The sequence below is a fragment of the Fulvimonas soli genome (genome assembly GCF_003148905.1).
In the GTDB taxonomy this organism is placed as follows: domain Bacteria; phylum Pseudomonadota; class Gammaproteobacteria; order Xanthomonadales; family Rhodanobacteraceae; genus Fulvimonas; species Fulvimonas soli.
This window is the reverse complement of the sequence record NZ_QGHC01000003.1, coordinates 305,907-322,948: the sequence shown is the minus strand read 5'-3', so window position 1 is coordinate 322,948 and position 17,042 is coordinate 305,907. Positions and strand designations below refer to the sequence as shown.

The following is a 17,042-nucleotide window of genomic DNA, read 5'->3' as shown; positions in this document are numbered from 1 at the left end:
CGCCGGGCTGGCAGTCTGGCCGGATCGTCTTGGAGACGCCGAATGACCGATCCCCGCCTCGCCGCACTCGCCGCCCGGCTGCCGGACCTGCGCCTGCTCACCGACCCGGCCGACCTGGAGCACTACGGCCGCGACTGGACCCGCCGCTGGCCGCCGGCGCCGCTGGCCGTCGCGCTGCCGGGGAACCTGGACGAGGTGCAGGGCATCGTGCGCTGGGCGAACGAGCATCGCGTCGCCGTGGTGCCCTCCGGCGGCCGCACCGGCCTGTCCGGCGGCGCGGTGGCGGCGCACGGCGAGCTGGTGCTGAGCCTGGAGCGGATGAACCGCGCGCTCGGCTTCGACCCGGTGGACCGCACCCTGCGCGTGCAGGCCGGCATGCCGCTGCAGGCGGTGCAGGAGGCGGCGAGGGCGCACGGGCTGGTCTACCCGGTGGACTTCGCCGCGCGCGGCTCCTGCTCGATCGGCGGCAACATCGCCACCAATGCCGGCGGCATCCGGGTGATCCGCTACGGCAACACCCGCGAGTGGATCGCCGGACTCACCGTGGTGGCCGGCAACGGCGAGGTGCTGGAACTCAACCGCGGCCTGGTGAAGAACTCCAGCGGCTACGACCTGCGCCAGCTGATGATCGGCTCGGAGGGCACGCTGGGCGTGGTGGTGGAGGCGCTGCTGAAGCTCGCCGAGCCGCCGCCGCCCTCGCAGGTGATGCTGCTGGCGCTGCCGGACATGGACGCGCTGATGCGCGTGTTCGCGCTGTTCCGCGCGCGGCTGGCGCTGCAGGCCTTCGAGTTCTTCACCGACGCGGCGCTCAGGCACGTGCTGGCGCACGGCGCGCAGCGCGCGCTGGAGGGCGAGCATCCCTACTACGTGGTCGCCGAGTTCGACGCCGCCGGCGAGGCCGCGCAGCAGGCGGCGCTGGAGGCCTTCGAGGAGGGCGTGAACCGGGGCTGGATCGCCGACGGCGCGATCGCGCAGAGCGAGGCGCAGGCCGCCGCGCTGTGGCGGCTGCGCGAGGGCATCACCGAGAGCCTGGCGCCGCACCGGCCCTACAAGAACGACGTGTCGGTGCGCATCGGCGCGGTGCCGGCGTTCCTGCACGCCATGCAGGCGCTGCTCGCGCGCGAGTACCCGCAGTTCGAGGTGGTGTGGTTCGGGCACATCGGCGACGGCAACCTGCACATCAACGTGCTCAAGCCCGAGGCGCTGGCCGACGCCGACTTCATCGCGCAGTGCGAGCACGTCACCAGGCTGCTGGCGGCGACGCTCAGGGAACACGGCGGCAGCATCTCGGCCGAGCACGGCATCGGCCTGGTCAAGAAGCCCTACCTGGAGGGCACGCGCAGCGCGGCGGAGATCGCGCTGATGCGCGGCGTGCGCCAGGTGTTCGACCCCAACGGCATCCTCAACCCGGGCAAGCTGTTCTAGCGCTTGCCGCGCATCGACGGACGGAAGCATGAGCACGACGAACGCGACGGACCCGAACCAGATTTCCGACGACGCCGACCCGGCGCACCCGCACCTGCGCGCGCGGCACACGCCGGCGCAGCGGCTGCTGGAAAGCGAGGGCCTGGCCGAGTCCGACGAGGACTCGCACGAGGCGGCCCTGCGCGGCTCGGCGTTGCGCGCGCCGAAGTGAGCGGCGCTTCCCGGTGCGGGCCAGGCTCCGCTCGCCGTTCCGCCGCGGGGCCCGCCGTCATCCCGGCGCAGGCCGGGAGCCAGTAGCGACACGGCCCGTTCGAGCCTCGCGGCCACTGGATTACGGCCCCGGATCAGGTCCGGGGCAGGCACCATGCCGGAATGACGGCGCGGATGGGCCGTGCGCAGCGATCGAAGCAGAGCGCGCGCTTCGCACGAAGCGCCCGGCGGACGACCCGCCGCGTTCGTCCCTGCGGGACCGCCCGGCGGGACGTTCTGCGCGCCGCGCGCCGCCGGCATGCCGGCCGGCATGCGCCCGGGCCGAAAAAGCTCTAGCCTTGGCGGCCTTCACCGGCTGACCGAGAGGGTTTCCATGTCGCAGGAGCGCCGCACGCTGTATCCCGAGATCGAGCCGTACGACAGCGGCTTCCTCAAGGTCTCCGAGCTGCACACGCTGTACTACGAGCAGTGCGGCAACCCCGACGGCAAGCCGGTGGTGTTCCTGCACGGCGGGCCCGGCGGCGGCACCAACCCGAAGTGCCGGCGCTTCTTCGACCCGGCGGCCTACCGCATCGTGCTGTTCGACCAGCGCGGTTGCGGCCGGTCCACGCCGCACGCCGAGCTGACGGACAACACCACCTGGCACCTGGTCGCCGACATCGAGCGCCTGCGCGAGCACCTGGGCATCGGGCGCTGGCAGGTGTTCGGCGGCTCCTGGGGCTCCACGCTGGCGCTGGCCTATGCGCAGACGCACCCGGACAAGGTCACCGAGCTGGTGCTGCGCGGCATCTTCATGCTGCGCCGCTGGGAACTGGAGTGGTTCTACCAGAAGGGCTGCGACGCGCTGTACCCGGACGCCTGGGAGGCCTACCTGGCGGCGATCCCGGAGGCCGAGCGCGGCGACCTGATGAGCGCCTACCACCGCCGCCTGACCAGCCCCGACCCGCAGGTGCGGCTGGCCGCCGCGCGTGCCTGGTCGGTGTGGGAGGGCGCCACCAGCTACCTGTGGCAGGACGCGAACTACATCGCCAGCAGCGGCGAGGACGAGTTCGCGCTGGCCTTCGCGCGCATCGAGTGCCACTACTTCGTGCACGGCGGCTTCTTCGAGCACGACGACCAGCTGCTGCGCAACGTGGAGCGCATCCGCCGCATCCCGGCGGTGATCGTGCAGGGCCGCTACGACGTGGTGTGCCCGCTGCGCAGCGCATGGGACCTGCACCGTGCCTGGCCGGAGGCCGAGCTGCGCATCGTGCAGGATGCCGGGCATTCGGCGTTCGAGCCGGGCATCACGCACGAGCTGGTGCTGGCGACGGACCGCTTTCGCGGCTGAGGGCCGATGGCCCCTTCGGATTGATCGCGGCCGGAGGCCGCTCCCACAGGCTCGCCGCAGCCCCGTGGGAGCGGCCTCCGGCCGCGATCCGGCATCGACAACCCTCCCGCCTCGCGGCGGGAGGGTCGGCCTCGCCGCTCAGCGCCGCAGCGGCGGGATCAGCGGATCGACCAGGTCCACCACGAAGCCGTCGTGGTCGGACACGCCGACCGCGCGGGTCCAGTCCGGCGCGTTGGCCGCGTCGTCCTCGGTCTGCACCGGCGCGTCGAGGTCGGCGCGGCCGTACTGCATGCGCAGGAACAGCGCCCGCGCGGGCAGGTTGAGCAGCGCGTGGTCGAGCACCTGCACGGTCGGCACCGTGCGGCCGGGGTTGCCGCTGCCGGCCTTGGTGTAGCCCTGGATCTCGCCGAAGTTCTCGGTGTAGAGGTACGAGTAGCGGTCGTTCTCCGGCACCGATTCCACCGCGTCCCACAGCGCCGGCCGGACGATGTTGGGGCCGCCCAGCTTGAGCTGGTTCTCGCTGTCCCTGTAGCGGCCGGAGATCAGGCCCACCACGTCGGCCCAGCCGTCGCTGAACTGGTAGGCGTTGAAGTCGCCCACCACCAGCAGCGGGGTCAGCGGCTCGGCGCGCTGCAGTGCCTGCACCTGGGTGGCGATCGACTTGGCCTGCAGGAAGCGCTTCTGGCGGTCGCGCACCGCGGCGGCGGTGTCGTCGTCCACGTTCTGCCGCGCCTTGCCGTGCACCGCGATCACCCGGAAGCGCAGCAGCCCGGCCTGCGCGGTGAGCAGCAGCGGCGGATGGTCGTGGATGTACTCGGTCTGGCCGTCGTCGTCCCAGGTCTCGTCGGCGGCGAGCTGCTGCACGGAGAGCACGCGCACGCGGTCGTGGCGCACCAGGAAGCCCACGTTGATGCCGCTGGGGTCGTGTCCGGGCACCAGGTAGGCGTCGTACTTCACCGGGTAGTCGTCGCCGAGCTGCTTGGCCAGGCCCTGCAGCAGTCCGAGCGTCTCCACCTCCTCCAGCGAGACCACGTCGGGCAGCCCGAGCACGCTGCCGATGTAGCTGGACAGGCGCCGGGTCTTGAGCGCCACCTGGTCCGGCGTGGGCTCCTTGCTGTCGCCGCTGCAGGTGTAGGTGGTGTCGAAGGTGCTGTCGCAGAAGCGCTCCACGTTGAAGGCGCCGATGCGCAGCGCCAGCGGCGGCACCGGCGCGACCGCGCGCGGGATCGACGCGGCCTGCTTCACCTTGAACGAGGTGGGGATGAAGGTGTAGGCGCCGAAGTCGTAGGAGATCACGCCCTCCGCGCCGAACGTGGTGCCGGCGTTGAACGGCGTGTTGGCCGGCACCGCGCCGAAGTCGGCGGTGTTCATCTTGAACACCTCGGGGTTGCCGCTCCAGTTGGGCAGGCTCACGCCGTCGGGCACCGGCACGCCGAACTCCACGCCCGGCAGGCGCAGCGAGCGCTTGCCGTTGGCGGTGATGCTGACCTCGGCGTAGGGCTCGTCGCTGAAGCGCTTGTTGCCGGTGTTGATCATGCCGCGCTCGATCTTCACGCGCATGCTCATGAAGCACTGGAAGTTGGTGGCGCCGCAGGAGAGGCGGTCCGGGTCGGGCGAGGGCGTGTGCTCGTCGAACACGATCGCCTTCGGCAGCCGCGCGCCGTGCGCGGTCACGGTGACGGTCGGGTTCTTGAGCTCGGCCAGGTTGTAGTAGTCGTCCACCTTGGCGGCCACGTCCACCACGTCGCCCACGCCCACGGCGGGCGCGCCGCCGGTGTAGACGTAGATGCCGTTGGAGGTGAGCGGGTCGGCGTCGGCGCGCGCGTCCGGCGTCTGCATGGTGAAGCCCTGCGGGCCCACCGCGGTGACCACGTTGCCGTGGGTGAGCACGGACTTGCCGAGCAGCGGCGAGACGGCGTCGTGGCCGGTGATCTGCCAGATCTCGGCGGCGACCGGGATGTCGTACAGGATCGCGCCGACCGCGCTGCCGTCGCCCAGCGCCACGCCGCCGCTGGGGTCGCTGAGCTGGACCAGGAAGTCCTTGTCGTCGCTGGGCGTGCTGCGGCCGTGCACGGTGACGTCGAACTGCGCCTGGGCCTGTCCGGCGGGGATGCTCAGCGTGGTGTCCACCGCCTCGTAGTCGGTGCCGGCCTTGGCGGTGTCGTCCCGGGTGGCCACGTGCACGGTGACGCCGCCGTCCGGCGCCGGCTGGTTCAGCGTGACGGTGAAGGGCATGGCGACGTCGCCGGCGCCGTGCACCGTGGCGCTGCTGTCGGCGATCGACAGCGCGGCCGCCTGCGCCACGCAGGCGCTGGCGCTGTTGTGCGGCGCGGTGGGCGCGACCTTGACGAAGTCGGCGCTGTTGTCGCCGGTGTCCTGCGGCACGCCGGCGGCGCTCTGGCGGCGCGCGTAGCCCTGGTCGGCTTTGGTGCTGCCCAGCGAGGCCAGCGGCGTGCCGGCCTTGTAGGCCGAGCCGCTGCTCAGGCCGACCTGGTCGACGATGGCGCCGCCGGCGTCGAGCAGGGCGAGGCCGCCGTCGTCGGTGATGCCGGTGGAGTACTTGAGGTCGCCCGCCACGCTGCCGGAGTAGCCGCCGCTGGCGCTGTTGGTCAGCAGCAGGAAGCAGCCGGGCCGGATCGTGGTGCCGGCCGGGAAGGTCAGCCGGGTGCCGGTGGTGCCGCTGGCGTTGGAGGCGTTGAGCTTGTAGCCGGACAGGTCCAGCGGCGCGGCGCCGGCGTTGAACAGCTCGACGAACTCGTCGTTGCCGCCGGCCGGTCCGCGCACGCGGAACTGGTTGAGGGTGAGGTCCGTGGCCTGTGCCGCGAAGGTCGATGCGACGCCGGCCAGCGCGAGCCAGAGGCCGCGCCGCGTGAGCTTTCCGAGCATGTGCGTTTTCCCCGTTGGATGGTTTCGAAGCCGAAACGGGCCGAACCTAGCAGGGATTCACGACAGTTTTGCGAAGCCGCTCCGCGCCGGCGCCCGGCCGGCCCGCCCTCTCCGTGAAAACGTGACGCCGGTCCGGTCCCCCTACTCGGGGGCGAGCTGCTTGGTGCCGAAGATCTTGTCGCCGGCGTCGCCCAGGCCGGGCAGGATGTAGCCCTGCTGGTTGAGGCCCTGGTCGATCGAGGCGGTGTAGATCTCCACGTCGGGGTGGGTGGCCTCCACGTGCGCCAGGCCCTCCGGCGCGGCGACCAGGAACAGCCCCTTGATGCGCCGGCAGCCGGCGGCCTTGAGCATGTCCACGGTGGCGACCAGGGTGCCGGCGGTGGCCAGCATGGGGTCGACGATCAGCGCGATGCGCTCGTCCATGCGGCCGGTGAGCTTCTCGTAGTAGGCGATCGGCCTGAGCGTCTCCTCGTCGCGCTGCAGGCCGACCACGCTGACCTTGGCGGCGGGGATCATGTCCAGCACGCCGGGCAGCATGCCCAGGCCGGCGCGCAGGATCGGCACGATGGTGATCTTCTTGCCCTTGATCCGCTGCACCTCGACCGGGCCGGCCCAGCCGTCGATCAGCGCCTCGGTGGTCTCCAGGTCCTTGGTCGCCTCGTAGGTGAGCAGCGAGGCGATCTCGGAGGCCAGTTCGCGGAATTCCTTGGTGCTGATGCCGGCGCGGCGCATCAGCCCGAGCTTGTGGCGGATCAGCGGATGGCGGACTTCGACGATCTTCATGCGCGCTCTGCCGGTGGCCGCGACGCGGGCGCGTCGCCGGGAGCCCAAAGCTTAGCGGCAGGCCGCGGCGCTGCCTATGCGGCGCGGAGGTGCCCGGATGCCGCCCGCCCGCGCGGCATCCGGGCGCGGGGAGCGGCTTACGGCGAGGCCGCGGCGCCGCCCTTCAGGCAGGTGCTCATGAAGCTCTTGCGCGCGTCGCCCTTGAGCGACTTGGCGCTGGCGTCGGCGTTGCAGCTTTTCATCTTTTCCTGCTGGGTCTGCTTGGCCGGCGCGGCGGCGGTCTGGCCCTTCAGGCAACTGCTCATGAAGGCCTTGCGCTCGTCGCCCTTCTTGCCGGTCGCCTGCTTGTTGCAGTCGGCCATGCGCTGCTGCTGGGGCGTCAGCGCCTTGCCGGCGGACGGGGACTGCGCGGCGGCCATGGCGCCGGTGGATGCGATGGCCAGCGCGGCGCCGGCCACGATCAGGCGGAGACGAAGAGACATGGACAACCCTCCCTAGTGAGACCGGCGGCTGCCGGCGTGGCGCAGTCTATGCCCTGGCCGCGGGCTTGCGCGCGACGCAATATCTTGCGGCGGCGCGGCGTTCAGTTCGGCGGCCATGCGCGCGAGAAAGGCGCGCCCAAGGCACCGGGAACCATTCGCGCGCGGGCCCGAGGAAGAACGCAGGCTGCGGGGAGGGGCATGGATGGCGACGGCTTCGGAGTGGACGTCGGTCCACGGCGGCGCGGCAGGCATCGCGGCCGCAGGCCGCTCCCACAGGGGCCTCGCCAGCCTCGTGGGAGCGGCCTCGGCCGCGATCGCCGCGATCGATCCGGCGCGGGACCGCCGACGGCCGAGCGCTGCCTCGCCCGCCCGCGGTTCATCCATCCGGCCCTCCAGGCGCTCTCTCGGAGGATTTCGGACGGGCTTTCAGGCCGCCTCGGCGGCGCGCTTGCGCGGGCCTTCCAGCAGCGCCTTGCGCACGTGCGCGACCACCAGGTCCACCTCCGCGCCGGTGATGCGGAAGTGCGGCGTGAAGCGCAGCGAGTTGGCGCCGCCGTGGATCACGCCCACGCCGTGCTCGCGCATGTACTCCTCGGTGGAGCCGGCGCCGTAGCACTTGAACTCCGGCGACAGCTCGCAGGAGAACAGCAGGCCGGTGCCCTGCACCCTGGTGATCAGCCCGCCCAGCTCGTCCTTCAGCGCGTTGAGCTTGGCGACGAACTCCTCGCCGCGCGCGCGGATGTTGGCGCGCACCTCGTCGGTGAGCTCGCCCAGCGTGGCCAGCGCCACGTCCAGCGCGCGCGGGTTGGCGGTCATGGTGTTGCCGTAGATGCCCTTGCGGTAGAGGCCGGCGGCGCGTTCGCCCACCGCCAGCACCGACAGCGGGTACTGGCCGGCGTTGAGCGCCTTGGAGAAGGTCTCCATGTCCGGCGGCGGCAGCTTCTCGAAACCGGGGTAGTCCACGATCGACAGCACGCCGTGCGCGCGCAGGCCGGCCTGGATCGAGTCGACCAGCAGCAGCGTGCCGTGCGACTCGGTGAGGCGGCGCGCGGCGGCGTAGAACTCCGGCGTCACCGCGCGGCCGGGGTCGCCTTCGCCCATCACCGGCTCCAGGAACATCGCCTCGATGAACCAGCCGTGGCGGTCGGCGTCGGCGAACGCCGCCTCCAGCTGCGCCACGTCGTAGGGCGCCACGGTGAGCAGGCTGTCCTCGTGGCGGTAGCTGGCCAGGTGCTGCTGGTAGACCTTGCGGCTGGAGTCGGAGTACAGCGCCGGCCGCTCGGTGCGGCCGTGGAAGGCGCCCTTCACCGCCACGCGCTTGATCGTGCGCCCGGCGTAGCGGCCGCCGGCGTCGGTCATCAGCTTGGCGTTGACGTCGGCGATGCGGCCGGCCAGCGTCACCGACTCGGAGCCGGAGTTCAGGCACAGGAAGTGCCGGTACGGGCTGCCGCCGCGCGTGCGGCCGAGCTCCTGCTCCATCGCCCGCGTGAAGCGCAGCTGCGCCACGCTGGGCGACATCACGTTGGCCATCACCTGCGGCCGCGCCAGCGCGGCGAGGATGGCCGGGTCGTTGTGGCCGAAGCCGAGCATGCCGTAGCCGCCGTTGTCGTGCAGCACCGCGCCCTTCAGCGTGACGATCCACGGGCCCTGCGCGGCGGCGGGCAGGTAGGGGTTCACCGCGTCGTCGGGGTAGAAGTTGACGAAGCCGGCCTGCGCCTGCGCGAGCTGCTCGGCCTCGTCGAGCCGGAGGAACGCGGACAGGTCCGCGCGCAGCCCGCGGTGGCGCGCCACCGCGGCGGCGACGGCCTGGCCGAGCGCGGGGTCGGCCGCGGCCATGCGCTCGACGGTGGCGTCGTCGAGGCCCACGGTACGCGGCTTGCCGCCGAATTCGCGCAGTTCGCGCAGCTGGTCGATCACACCCATGACTACTTCTCCTCGCGGATGTGCCGGCGCCTCGCACCCAGCGCAAAGCAGGCCGGCAAAGGTGGCGGGATGCGCGGCGGAGAGGTCCGCGCGGCGGGCGTCGGCGGCCCGTCGCATCCCTCGGCGCGCGGCGGGCCGCGCGCGGGTATCCGGCGAGGATAACGCGGCGGCCGGGGCGCCGGTACCCCCGCATGACGCCTGTCACGCGCGACGGTTGACGGCGGCGACTGGGGCGCGGCGCCGCGTCCGCCTACGCTGCAGTGCAAGGAGGACGCCGCCATGAACGAACCGCTCCAGCCCGTCGCCCGGCTTGCCGGCGCCGTCAAGCGCTACGGCGCGCAGCTCGCGCTGGACGGCGTCGATCTCGTGTTGCGCCGCGGCGAACTGCTCGCGCTGCTGGGCCCCAACGGCGCCGGCAAGAGCACCAGCATCGGCCTGCTGCTCGGCCTGCTGCGGCCCGACGCCGGCCGCGCCGAGCTGTTCGGGCTGGACCCGCAGCGGATCGAGGCGCGCCGGCGCATCGGCGTGATGCTGCAGACGGCGATGCTGCCGCCCACCCTGCGCGTGGGCGAGCTGCTGCGCCTCACCGCCAGCTACTACCCGGACCCGCGCCCGCTGGCCGAGAGCGCGGCGCTCGCCGGCATCGGCGACCTGCTGAAGCGGCCCTACGGCCGGCTCTCCGGCGGCCAGCAGCGGCGCGTGCAGTTCGCGCTGGCGCTGTGCGGGCGGCCCGAGCTGCTGTTCCTGGACGAGCCCACCGTGGGCATGGACATCGACGCGCGCCGCCGGCTGTGGGCGGCGATGCGCGCGCTGGTCGACGAGGGCTGCTCGGTGGTGCTCACCACGCACTACCTGGAAGAGGCCGAGGCGCTGGCGCAGCGCGTGGCGGTGCTGGACAAGGGCCGCGTGCTCAGCGAGGGCAGCGTGGACGAGCTGCGCGCGAAGGTGGCGCTGTCGCGCATCCGCTGCCTCAGCGACCTCGACGCGGAGGCGGTGGCGCGCTGGCCGCAGGTGGCCTCGGCCTCCCGCGCCGGCGGCCGGCTGCAGATCGCCACCTCGGCGGCGGAGCGCGTGGTGCGCCGCCTGCTCGACGCCGACCCGGAGCTGCGCGAGCTGGAGGTGCAGCGCGCCGGCCTGGCCGAGGCGTTCACCGAACTCACCCGCGAAACCGCCGAGCAGGAGGCCGCCTGATGGACGCCGTGACCGTTCCCGCACCCGCGCCGGCCGCCGCGGCCGGCATGCCGCCGCGCCGCGTGCTCGGCGCCTATCTCGCCGAGGCGCGCAGCGAATGCCTGCGCTACCTGCGCGCGCCGGGCTTCATGCTGCCGATCGTGCTGTTCCCCACCATGTTCTACCTGCTGTTCGGCATCGTGATGGCGAAGTCCGAAGGCACCGACGCGACGCGCTACCTGCTGGCCAGCTACGGCGTGTTCGGCGTGATGAGCCCGGGCCTGTTCGGCTTCGGCGTGTCGCTGGCGATCGAGCGCGACGGCGGGCTGCTCACCCTCAAGCGCGCGCTGCCGATGCCGCCGGGCGCCTACCTGCTGGGCAAGATGCTGATGGCGATGGCCGCCGCCGCGATGGTGGTGCTGCTGCTGCTGGCGATGGCGCTGGGCCTGGCGCATTTGCCGCTGACGGCGGCGCAGGCCGGTGCGCTGCTGCTGACCGGCACGCTCGGCGTGCTGCCGTTCTGCGCGCTGGGCATGTTCGTCGGCACGCTGATCAAGGGGCAGGGCGCGCCCGGCATGCTCAACCTGGTGTACCTGCCGATGTCGTTCCTCTCCGGCCTGTGGTTCCCGCTGCCGATGTTGCCGAAGGTGCTGCAGCAGATCGCGCCGGTGTGGCCGAGCTACCACCTGGACCGGATCGCGCTGGCCGCGGTCGGGCTGGGGCAGGGCGCGTGGTGGCCGCACGCGCTGGCGCTGGCCGGGTTCGCCGCGGCGTTCCTGCTGCTGGCCGCGCGGCGCCTGCGCCGGCACGGTTGAAGTAGGATGCCGGCCATGTCCGCCGCCCCGTCCGCGTTGCGCCGCCTGCTCGGCCGCTGGTTCCAGCCGGCGCCGGACTCGCTGGCGGCGCAGAGCGTGCGCCGCGGCAAGTCGGCATGGGTGGACGCGGTGCACCTGCTGTGGACGGCGTGGATCTTCATCACGCCGGTGTTCGACCGCAATGCCTGGAACCTGCGCTGGCTCGTCCTCACCGCGCTGTCCTACCCGGTCTTCGTGCTGCTGTACGCCAAGAGCGTGGTGGCCGCGCGCCGCGCGTCGCGCGCCTGGGCGGTCGGCATGGTGGCGCTCTGCCTGGTGCTGATGCCGTGGTATCCCAGCGGACTGACCTACTTCGTGTTCGGCTGCGTGATGCTGCGCGTGTGCAGCATGCCGTTCCGCCGCTACATGGCGATGCTGGTCGGCCTCAACCTCGTGCTGCTGCTGGAGGCGCGCCTGCTGCACTACCCGTGGCAGGTCTCGGTGACGATGGCGGTGATGACCCTGATCATCGGGCTGATCATCAACGCCGAGCGCATGAACGACGAAAGGGACGCCGAGCTGCGGCTCTCGCACGAGGAGGTGCGCCGGCTCGCCGCCACCGCCGAGCGCGAGCGCATCGGCCGCGACCTGCACGACCTGCTCGGCCACACGCTGTCGCTGATCACCCTGAAGCTGGAGCTGTCGCGCAAGCTGTTCGACCGCGACCCGGAGGCGGCGCGGCGCGAGGTGGCCGAGGCGGAGAAGGTGGCCCGGCATGCGCTGGCCGAGGTCCGCTCGGCGGTCACCGGCATCCGCGCCACCGACCTCGCCGCGGAGCTGGCCTCGGCGCGGCTGCTGCTCGGCTCCTCGTCGGTGCACCTGGACTACGGGCACCCGCCCGCCGGCCTGCCGGTGGAGGTGGAGCGCAGCCTGGCGCTGGTGCTGCGCGAGGCGGCCACCAACATCGCGCGGCACGCGCAGGCCAGCCGCGCGCGGATCGAGTGGACGCACGGCGACGGCGCGCTGTGCCTGTGCGTGGCGGACGACGGCCGCGGCGGCGTCGCCGCCGAGGGCAACGGCCTGGCCGGCATGCGCGAGCGCGTGCGCGCGCTGGGCGGCACGCTGCAGATCGACTCGCCGCGCGGTCGCGGCACCCGGCTGCTGGTCCGCGTGCCTTGCCCCGCGGCGCGGGCGGACGGGCCGGCGCCGCTGCCGGACGAGGCGCCGGCGCCGCTGGCGCGGGAGCACGCCGCATGAGGTGGCGCTTCAGGCCCGCGCCCGATTCGCTGCTGGGGCGCTTCCACGCGCGCTCCTACCTGCTGCGCATGGGCATCGGCCAGGCCCTGTGGCTGGCCATGCTGTTCGTGGTGCCGCTGCAGGCGCGCGGCTTCGCCTGGTCGTGGCTGCTGCCGACGGCGCTGAGCGCGCTGGTCTATCTGTACCTGCACGTGCAGGTGTACGCCGGGCCGATGCGCCGGCTGGCCTGGTACGCCGGCGGCATGGCCCTGCTCGGCCTCGCGCTGTGGCCGCTCAACAGCGTGGCCTTCGGCTACCTGGTCTGCGCCGGCATCGCGCTTTCGCTGTCGCCCTCGTACCGCGTGTGGCTGGCCGGGATGGCCGTGATCGCGGCGGCCGCGCTGCCCGTCGCGCTGTGGCTGCACGCGCCGCTGTGGGTGATGCTGGTGGTGCTGGTGGCGGGCGTGCTCGGCGGGTCGAGCAACTTCCTCTACGTGCGCAACCTCTACAAGGACGCCGAGCTGCGCCTGTCGCGCGACGAGCTGCGGCGGCTGGCGGTGCTGGCCGAGCGCGAGCGCATCGGCCGCGACCTGCACGACCTGCTCGGCCACACGCTGTCGCTGGTGACGCTGAAGTCCGAGCTGGCGCGGCGGCTGGCGCTGGCCGACCCGCCGCGCGCGCAGCGCGAGATGGAGGAGGTCGAGCGGGTGGCGCGCCACGCGCTGGCCGAGGTGCGCGCCGCCGTCACCGGCCTGCGCCGCAGCGATCTCACCGCCGAGCTGGCGTCCGCGCGGCTGATGCTGGAGGCCTCCGGCGTGGATTTCGACGGCGCGCTGCCCGCGGACGTTGAAGTGCCCGAGGCCGTCGAGGCGACGCTGGCGCTGGTGCTGCGCGAGGCGGTCACCAACATCCACCGGCACGCGAAGGCGAGCGCCGCGCGCGTGCGTTTCGAGATCGACGAGGAGAGCTTCCGGATGACGGTCAGCGACAACGGGCGCGGCGGGCTGGCCGCGCACGGCAACGGCGTCAGCGGCATGCGCGAGCGGGTGCGCGCGCTGGGCGGCGAGCTGCGCATCGACTCGCCGCCGCGGCGCGGCACCACGATCGCGGTCGAGGTGCCGCGGCGCGGCGCGCCGGCTTCCGCCGTGGCGGCGGCGCCGACCGTCGCCGGGAGCGCCGCATGATCCGCGTGCTGCTGGCCGAGGACCAGGCGATGGTGCGCGGCGCGCTGTCGGCGCTGCTCAACCTGGAATCGGACATCGAGGTGCTGGGCTCCGCGCCCGACGGCGAGGCGGCCTGGCGCGAGCTGCAGCGGCTCCGGCCCGACGTGCTGGTCACCGACATCGAGATGCCCGGCCTCACCGGGCTGGAGCTGGCGCAGCGCATCCAGCGCCACGAGCTGCCGGTGAAGGTCATCATCGTCACCACCTTCGCGCGTCCGGGCTTCCTGCGCCGCGCGCTGGACGCCGGCGTGTCCGGCTACCTGCTGAAGGACGCGCCGGCGGAGAACCTCGCCGAGGCGTTGCGCATGGTCCACCGCGGCGGCCGCGCGATCGACCCGCAGCTGGCGCTGGAGGCGTGGTCCGAGGCCGATCCGCTCAACGACCGCGAGCGCCAGGTGCTGCGCCTGGCCGGCGAGGGCCTGTCCGCCGGCGACATCGCCACCCGGCTCAACCTCTCGCACGGCACCGTGCGCAACTACCTCTCCGAGGCGATCGGCAAGCTCGGCGTGGCCAACCGCATCGAGGCGTTCCGGCTGGCGCGGCAGAAGGGCTGGCTGTAGCAGGCGGGGCGGCGGCGCGGCGGATCGGCGATAATCGCGCGGTTCCCCTGCCGACAGCCGTCCCTTGAAGAAGTCCGACTTCGATTTCCACCTGCCGCCCGAGCTGATCGCGCAGGCGCCGTTGCCGGAGCGTTCGGCCAGCCGGCTGCTGGTGCTGGACGTGCCGGCGCGGTCGCTGGCCGACCGCATGTTCCGCGAGCTGCCCGCGCTGCTGCGCAAGGGCGACCTGCTGGTGTTCAACGACACCCGCGTGCTGCCGGCGCGGCTGCACGGGCGCAAGGAGAGCGGCGGCGCGGTGGAGATCCTGATCGAGCGCGTCACCGGCGCGCACGAGGCGATCGTGCAGCTGGGCGTGAGCAAGAAGCCGAAGGAGGGCGGGCGGATCGCGCTGGGCGACGGCAGCCTCGCCACGGTGCTGGGGCGCGAGGATGCGTTCTTCCGGCTGCGCTTCGAGTCGCCCGAGCCGCTGGAGCGGCTGCTGGCGAAGCTCGGCGAGATGCCGCTGCCGCCGTACATCGCGCGCCACGCGGACGCCAGCGACCTGGAGCGCTACCAGACGGTGTACGCGCGCGAGCCCGGCGCGGTGGCCGCGCCCACCGCGGGCCTGCACTTCGACGAGGCGCTGCTCGGCAGCTTGCGCGACATGGGCGTGGAGTTCGGCTACGTGACCCTGCACGTGGGCGCCGGCACCTTCCAGCCGGTGCGCACGGAGAACATCCACGAGCACCGCATGCACCGCGAATGGCTCAACGTGGGCGCCAGCCTGGTGGAGAAGATCCGCCGCACGCGCGCGGCGGGCGGGCGGGTGATCGCGGTGGGCACCACGGTGGTGCGCGCGCTGGAGAGCGCCACGGTGGACGGCGAGCTGCGCCCGTTCGCCGGCGAGACGCAGATCTTCATCTTCCCCGGCTACCGCATCACCAGCATCGACGGCCTGGTCACCAACTTCCACCTGCCGCAGTCGACGCTGCTGATGCTGGTGTCCGCGCTGGCCGGGCGCGAGTTCGTGCTGGAGGCGTACCGGCACGCGGTGGAGCGGCGCTACCGCTTCTTCTCCTACGGCGACGCGATGCTGGTCCTGCCGCGCGGCGCCTGATTCCCCTCTCCCCGGAGGGGAGAGGGAGCAGGGCATGCGATAATTCACTGATGACTTCCCTGACCTTCGACCTCCTGGCCACCGACGGCGCGGCCCGCCGCGGGCGTCTCTCGTTCGACCGCGGCACGGTGGAGACGCCGGCGTTCATGCCGGTGGGCACCTACGGCTCGGTGAAGGCGATGACGCCGCGCGACCTCGTCGAGGTCGGCGCCGAGGTCATCCTCGGCAACACCTTCCACCTGTTCCTGCGGCCGGGGCTGGAGATCGTGGAGAAGTTCGGCGGGCTGCACCGCTTCATCGGCTGGGAGAAGCCCGTCCTCACCGACTCCGGCGGCTTCCAGGTGTTCTCGCTGGCGCACCGGCGCAAGCTCACCGAGGAGGGCGTGACCTTCGCCTCGCCGGTGGACGGCTCCAAGGTGTTCCTGTCGCCGGAAGTGTCGATGAAGATCCAGACGGTGCTGGACTCGGACATCGCGATGATCTTCGACGAGTGCACGCCCTATCCGGCCACGGAGCGGCAGGCGTCCGACTCGATGGAGCTCAGCCTGCGCTGGGCCGGGCGCTCGCGCCGCGCCTTCGACGATCTCGGGAACCCCAACAGCCTGTTCGGCATCGTGCAGGGCAGCGTGTACGAGCCGCTGCGCCGGCGCTCGGCCGAGGGGCTGGTCGGGATCGGCTTCGACGGCTACGCGGTGGGCGGCCTGGCGGTGGGCGAGCCGGAGGCCGAACGCAACCGCACGCTGGACTTCACCGTGGCGCTGCTGCCGAAGGACAGGCCGCGCTACCTGATGGGCGTGGGCCGGCCGGAGGACATCGTGGAGGCGGTGCGCCGCGGCATCGACATGTTCGACTGCGTGATGCCCACCCGCAACGCGCGCAACGGCTTCCTGTTCGTGCCGGAGGGCACGCTGCGCATCCGCAACGCCAGGTACGCCGACGACACGCGGGTGATCGAGGAGGGCTGCGACTGCTACGCCTGCGCCCACGGCTTCAGCCGCGCCTACCTGCGGCACCTGGACCGCTGCAACGAGATCCTCGCCAGCCAGCTCGCCACCATGCACAACCTGCGGCACTACCAGCGGCTGATGGCCGGCCTGCGCGAGGCGATCGCCGCCGGGCGGCTGGAGGATTTCGTCGCGGCGTTCTATGCGCGGCGGCAGGGGGCTGCCGGGTAGCCGTTTCGTTTCGTGCCGGAGCGGTTTTCGCGGCCGGAGGCCGCTCCCCCGGAGGTCACTCCCACAAGGTCGCGGCAAGCCTGTGGGAGCGGTCTCCGGCCGCGACGACCGCGACGCAGGCCCGGGCCACGCCGGAACTTTCGATCCGATCCGCATTCCCACGCTCCGTCGCGCCCGCAAAGCGCGCGCGGCGCCGCCCGACCTCCGCGGCCGCGCGCCGTGCATGGCCGGGGGGCGCATGGCATAATCCAAGGTCTTTTGACCGGTCGACCGGCGGAAACCCCAGCCGGCGCCGCAACTTGCGAGACAAACGATGAGTCTTCCGACGTCCTTCCTCACGATCGCCCAGGCCGCGCCGGCCGCGGGCGCGCCCGGCAACCCGCTGGTGACCTTCCTGCCGCTGATCGTGCTGTTCGGCCTGATGTATTTCATGATGATCCGCCCGCAGATGAAGCGGCAGAAGGAACTGCGCGCGATGGTGGCGGCGCTGTCCAAGGGCGACGAGGTGGTCACCAACGGCGGCCTCGCCGGCCGCGTGGACGAGGTGGGCGAGAGCTTCATCACGGTGGAGATCGCGCCGAACGTGAAGGTCAAGGTGCAGAAGGGCGCGGTGTCGCAGGTGCTGCCCAAGGGCACGCTGAAGTCCGCCTGAGAAGGCGGGCTCTGACGGGGAGGGCGGCCACGGACGGCCGCTTCATGATGTCGGCGGCCAGGGACGACCGCGGGTGATGACCGGAAAGGCGGCCAGG

At 72.6% G+C, this 17,042-nt stretch carries 15 protein-coding genes; 11 read left to right on the top strand and 4 right to left on the bottom strand.

From position 1 onward, the window contains the following. Positions 1-42: 42 nt before the first annotated feature. The 3 genes from C7456_RS05390 to pip all read left to right on the top strand — a co-directional run bounded on the left by C7456_RS05390 (position 43) and on the right by pip (position 2,965). Positions 43-1,425 (top strand): FAD-binding oxidoreductase, encoded by a 1,383-nt coding sequence (locus C7456_RS05390; RefSeq protein WP_109722729.1) that lies wholly within the window; start codon positions 43-45, stop codon positions 1,423-1,425. A gap of 28 nt (positions 1,426-1,453) precedes the next feature. Continuing rightward, the gene (locus tag C7456_RS05385) at positions 1,454-1,636 is read left to right on the top strand and encodes a hypothetical protein (protein WP_109722728.1); all 183 of its coding nucleotides are present in this window, start codon (positions 1,454-1,456) and stop codon (positions 1,634-1,636) included. 372 nt (positions 1,637-2,008) lie between these two features. After that, positions 2,009-2,965 (top strand): prolyl aminopeptidase, encoded by a 957-nt coding sequence (pip, locus tag C7456_RS05380; protein ID WP_109722727.1) that lies wholly within the window; start codon positions 2,009-2,011, stop codon positions 2,963-2,965. A gap of 138 nt (positions 2,966-3,103) precedes the next feature. On the opposite strand, the gene C7456_RS05375 is transcribed toward pip, so the two are convergent. The 4 genes from C7456_RS05375 to C7456_RS05360 form a co-directional block, all read right to left on the bottom strand. Continuing rightward, on the bottom strand, positions 3,104-5,851 hold the full coding sequence (locus C7456_RS05375; RefSeq protein WP_109722726.1) for a lamin tail domain-containing protein: 2,748 nt from the start codon (positions 5,849-5,851) through the stop codon (positions 3,104-3,106). A gap of 141 nt (positions 5,852-5,992) precedes the next feature. Next, complete coding sequence (upp, locus tag C7456_RS05370) at positions 5,993-6,634, bottom strand: uracil phosphoribosyltransferase (protein ID WP_109722725.1); 642 nt, start codon at positions 6,632-6,634, stop codon at positions 5,993-5,995. Positions 6,635-6,771: 137 nt separating this feature from the next. Then, positions 6,772-7,116: a PsiF family protein gene (locus C7456_RS05365; RefSeq protein WP_109722724.1), complete on the bottom strand. Its 345-nt coding sequence runs from the start codon at positions 7,114-7,116 to the stop codon at positions 6,772-6,774. Positions 7,117-7,542: 426 nt separating this feature from the next. Further along, entirely contained in the window at positions 7,543-9,039 is a 1,497-nt protein-coding gene (locus tag C7456_RS05360) for an aminotransferase class III-fold pyridoxal phosphate-dependent enzyme (protein ID WP_109722723.1), read from the bottom strand. A 279-nt stretch (positions 9,040-9,318) separates the two neighbouring features. Here C7456_RS05360 and C7456_RS05355 point away from each other — a divergent pair, with 279 nt between their 5' ends. The 8 genes from C7456_RS05355 to yajC all read left to right on the top strand — a co-directional run bounded on the left by C7456_RS05355 (position 9,319) and on the right by yajC (position 16,945). Beyond that, positions 9,319-10,230, top strand: a complete 912-nt coding sequence (locus tag C7456_RS05355; RefSeq protein ID WP_109722722.1) for an ABC transporter ATP-binding protein — start codon at positions 9,319-9,321, stop codon at positions 10,228-10,230. After that, positions 10,230-11,024: an ABC transporter permease gene (locus C7456_RS05350; protein ID WP_211306254.1), complete on the top strand. Its 795-nt coding sequence runs from the start codon at positions 10,230-10,232 to the stop codon at positions 11,022-11,024. The genes C7456_RS05355 and C7456_RS05350 overlap by 1 nt, the downstream gene beginning before the upstream one ends. A gap of 15 nt (positions 11,025-11,039) precedes the next feature. Next, a complete protein-coding gene (locus tag C7456_RS05345) occupies positions 11,040-12,260 on the top strand; it encodes a sensor histidine kinase (protein ID WP_109722721.1) in 1,221 nt (406 codons plus the stop codon). Beyond that, positions 12,257-13,423 (top strand): sensor histidine kinase, encoded by a 1,167-nt coding sequence (locus C7456_RS05340; RefSeq protein WP_109722720.1) that lies wholly within the window; start codon positions 12,257-12,259, stop codon positions 13,421-13,423. The genes C7456_RS05345 and C7456_RS05340 overlap by 4 nt, the downstream gene beginning before the upstream one ends. Beyond that, positions 13,420-14,022, top strand: coding sequence for a response regulator transcription factor (locus C7456_RS05335; RefSeq protein ID WP_109722719.1), 603 nt, complete (start codon positions 13,420-13,422; stop codon positions 14,020-14,022). The genes C7456_RS05340 and C7456_RS05335 overlap by 4 nt, the downstream gene beginning before the upstream one ends. A gap of 64 nt (positions 14,023-14,086) precedes the next feature. Beyond that, the gene (gene queA, locus C7456_RS05330; protein ID WP_109722718.1) at positions 14,087-15,118 is read left to right on the top strand and encodes a tRNA preQ1(34) S-adenosylmethionine ribosyltransferase-isomerase QueA; all 1,032 of its coding nucleotides are present in this window, start codon (positions 14,087-14,089) and stop codon (positions 15,116-15,118) included. A 50-nt stretch (positions 15,119-15,168) separates the two neighbouring features. Continuing rightward, complete coding sequence (gene tgt, locus C7456_RS05325) at positions 15,169-16,293, top strand: tRNA guanosine(34) transglycosylase Tgt (protein ID WP_109722717.1); 1,125 nt, start codon at positions 15,169-15,171, stop codon at positions 16,291-16,293. A 313-nt stretch (positions 16,294-16,606) separates the two neighbouring features. Beyond that, entirely contained in the window at positions 16,607-16,945 is a 339-nt protein-coding gene (gene yajC / locus C7456_RS05320) for a preprotein translocase subunit YajC (RefSeq protein WP_109722716.1), read from the top strand. Positions 16,946-17,042: the final 97 nt, after the last annotated feature.

Bases quoted from the DNA above. Each gene is read 5' to 3' on its own strand.
- C7456_RS05390 (WP_109722729.1), top strand. From the start codon at position 43: ATGACCGATCCCCGCCTCGCCGCACTCGCCGCCCGGCTGCCGGACCTG.
- C7456_RS05385 (WP_109722728.1), top strand. From the start codon at position 1,454: ATGAGCACGACGAACGCGACGGACCCGAACCAGATTTCCGACGACGCC.
- pip (WP_109722727.1), top strand. From the start codon at position 2,009: ATGTCGCAGGAGCGCCGCACGCTGTATCCCGAGATCGAGCCGTACGAC.
- C7456_RS05375 (WP_109722726.1), bottom strand. From the start codon at position 5,851: ATGCTCGGAAAGCTCACGCGGCGCGGCCTCTGGCTCGCGCTGGCCGGC.
- upp (WP_109722725.1), bottom strand. From the start codon at position 6,634: ATGAAGATCGTCGAAGTCCGCCATCCGCTGATCCGCCACAAGCTCGGG.
- C7456_RS05365 (WP_109722724.1), bottom strand. From the start codon at position 7,116: ATGTCTCTTCGTCTCCGCCTGATCGTGGCCGGCGCCGCGCTGGCCATC.
- C7456_RS05360 (WP_109722723.1), bottom strand. From the start codon at position 9,039: ATGGGTGTGATCGACCAGCTGCGCGAACTGCGCGAATTCGGCGGCAAG.
- C7456_RS05355 (WP_109722722.1), top strand. From the start codon at position 9,319: ATGAACGAACCGCTCCAGCCCGTCGCCCGGCTTGCCGGCGCCGTCAAG.
- C7456_RS05350 (WP_211306254.1), top strand. From the start codon at position 10,230: ATGGACGCCGTGACCGTTCCCGCACCCGCGCCGGCCGCCGCGGCCGGC.
- C7456_RS05345 (WP_109722721.1), top strand. From the start codon at position 11,040: ATGTCCGCCGCCCCGTCCGCGTTGCGCCGCCTGCTCGGCCGCTGGTTC.
- C7456_RS05340 (WP_109722720.1), top strand. From the start codon at position 12,257: ATGAGGTGGCGCTTCAGGCCCGCGCCCGATTCGCTGCTGGGGCGCTTC.
- C7456_RS05335 (WP_109722719.1), top strand. From the start codon at position 13,420: ATGATCCGCGTGCTGCTGGCCGAGGACCAGGCGATGGTGCGCGGCGCG.
- tgt (WP_109722717.1), top strand. From the start codon at position 15,169: ATGACTTCCCTGACCTTCGACCTCCTGGCCACCGACGGCGCGGCCCGC.
- yajC (WP_109722716.1), top strand. From the start codon at position 16,607: ATGAGTCTTCCGACGTCCTTCCTCACGATCGCCCAGGCCGCGCCGGCC.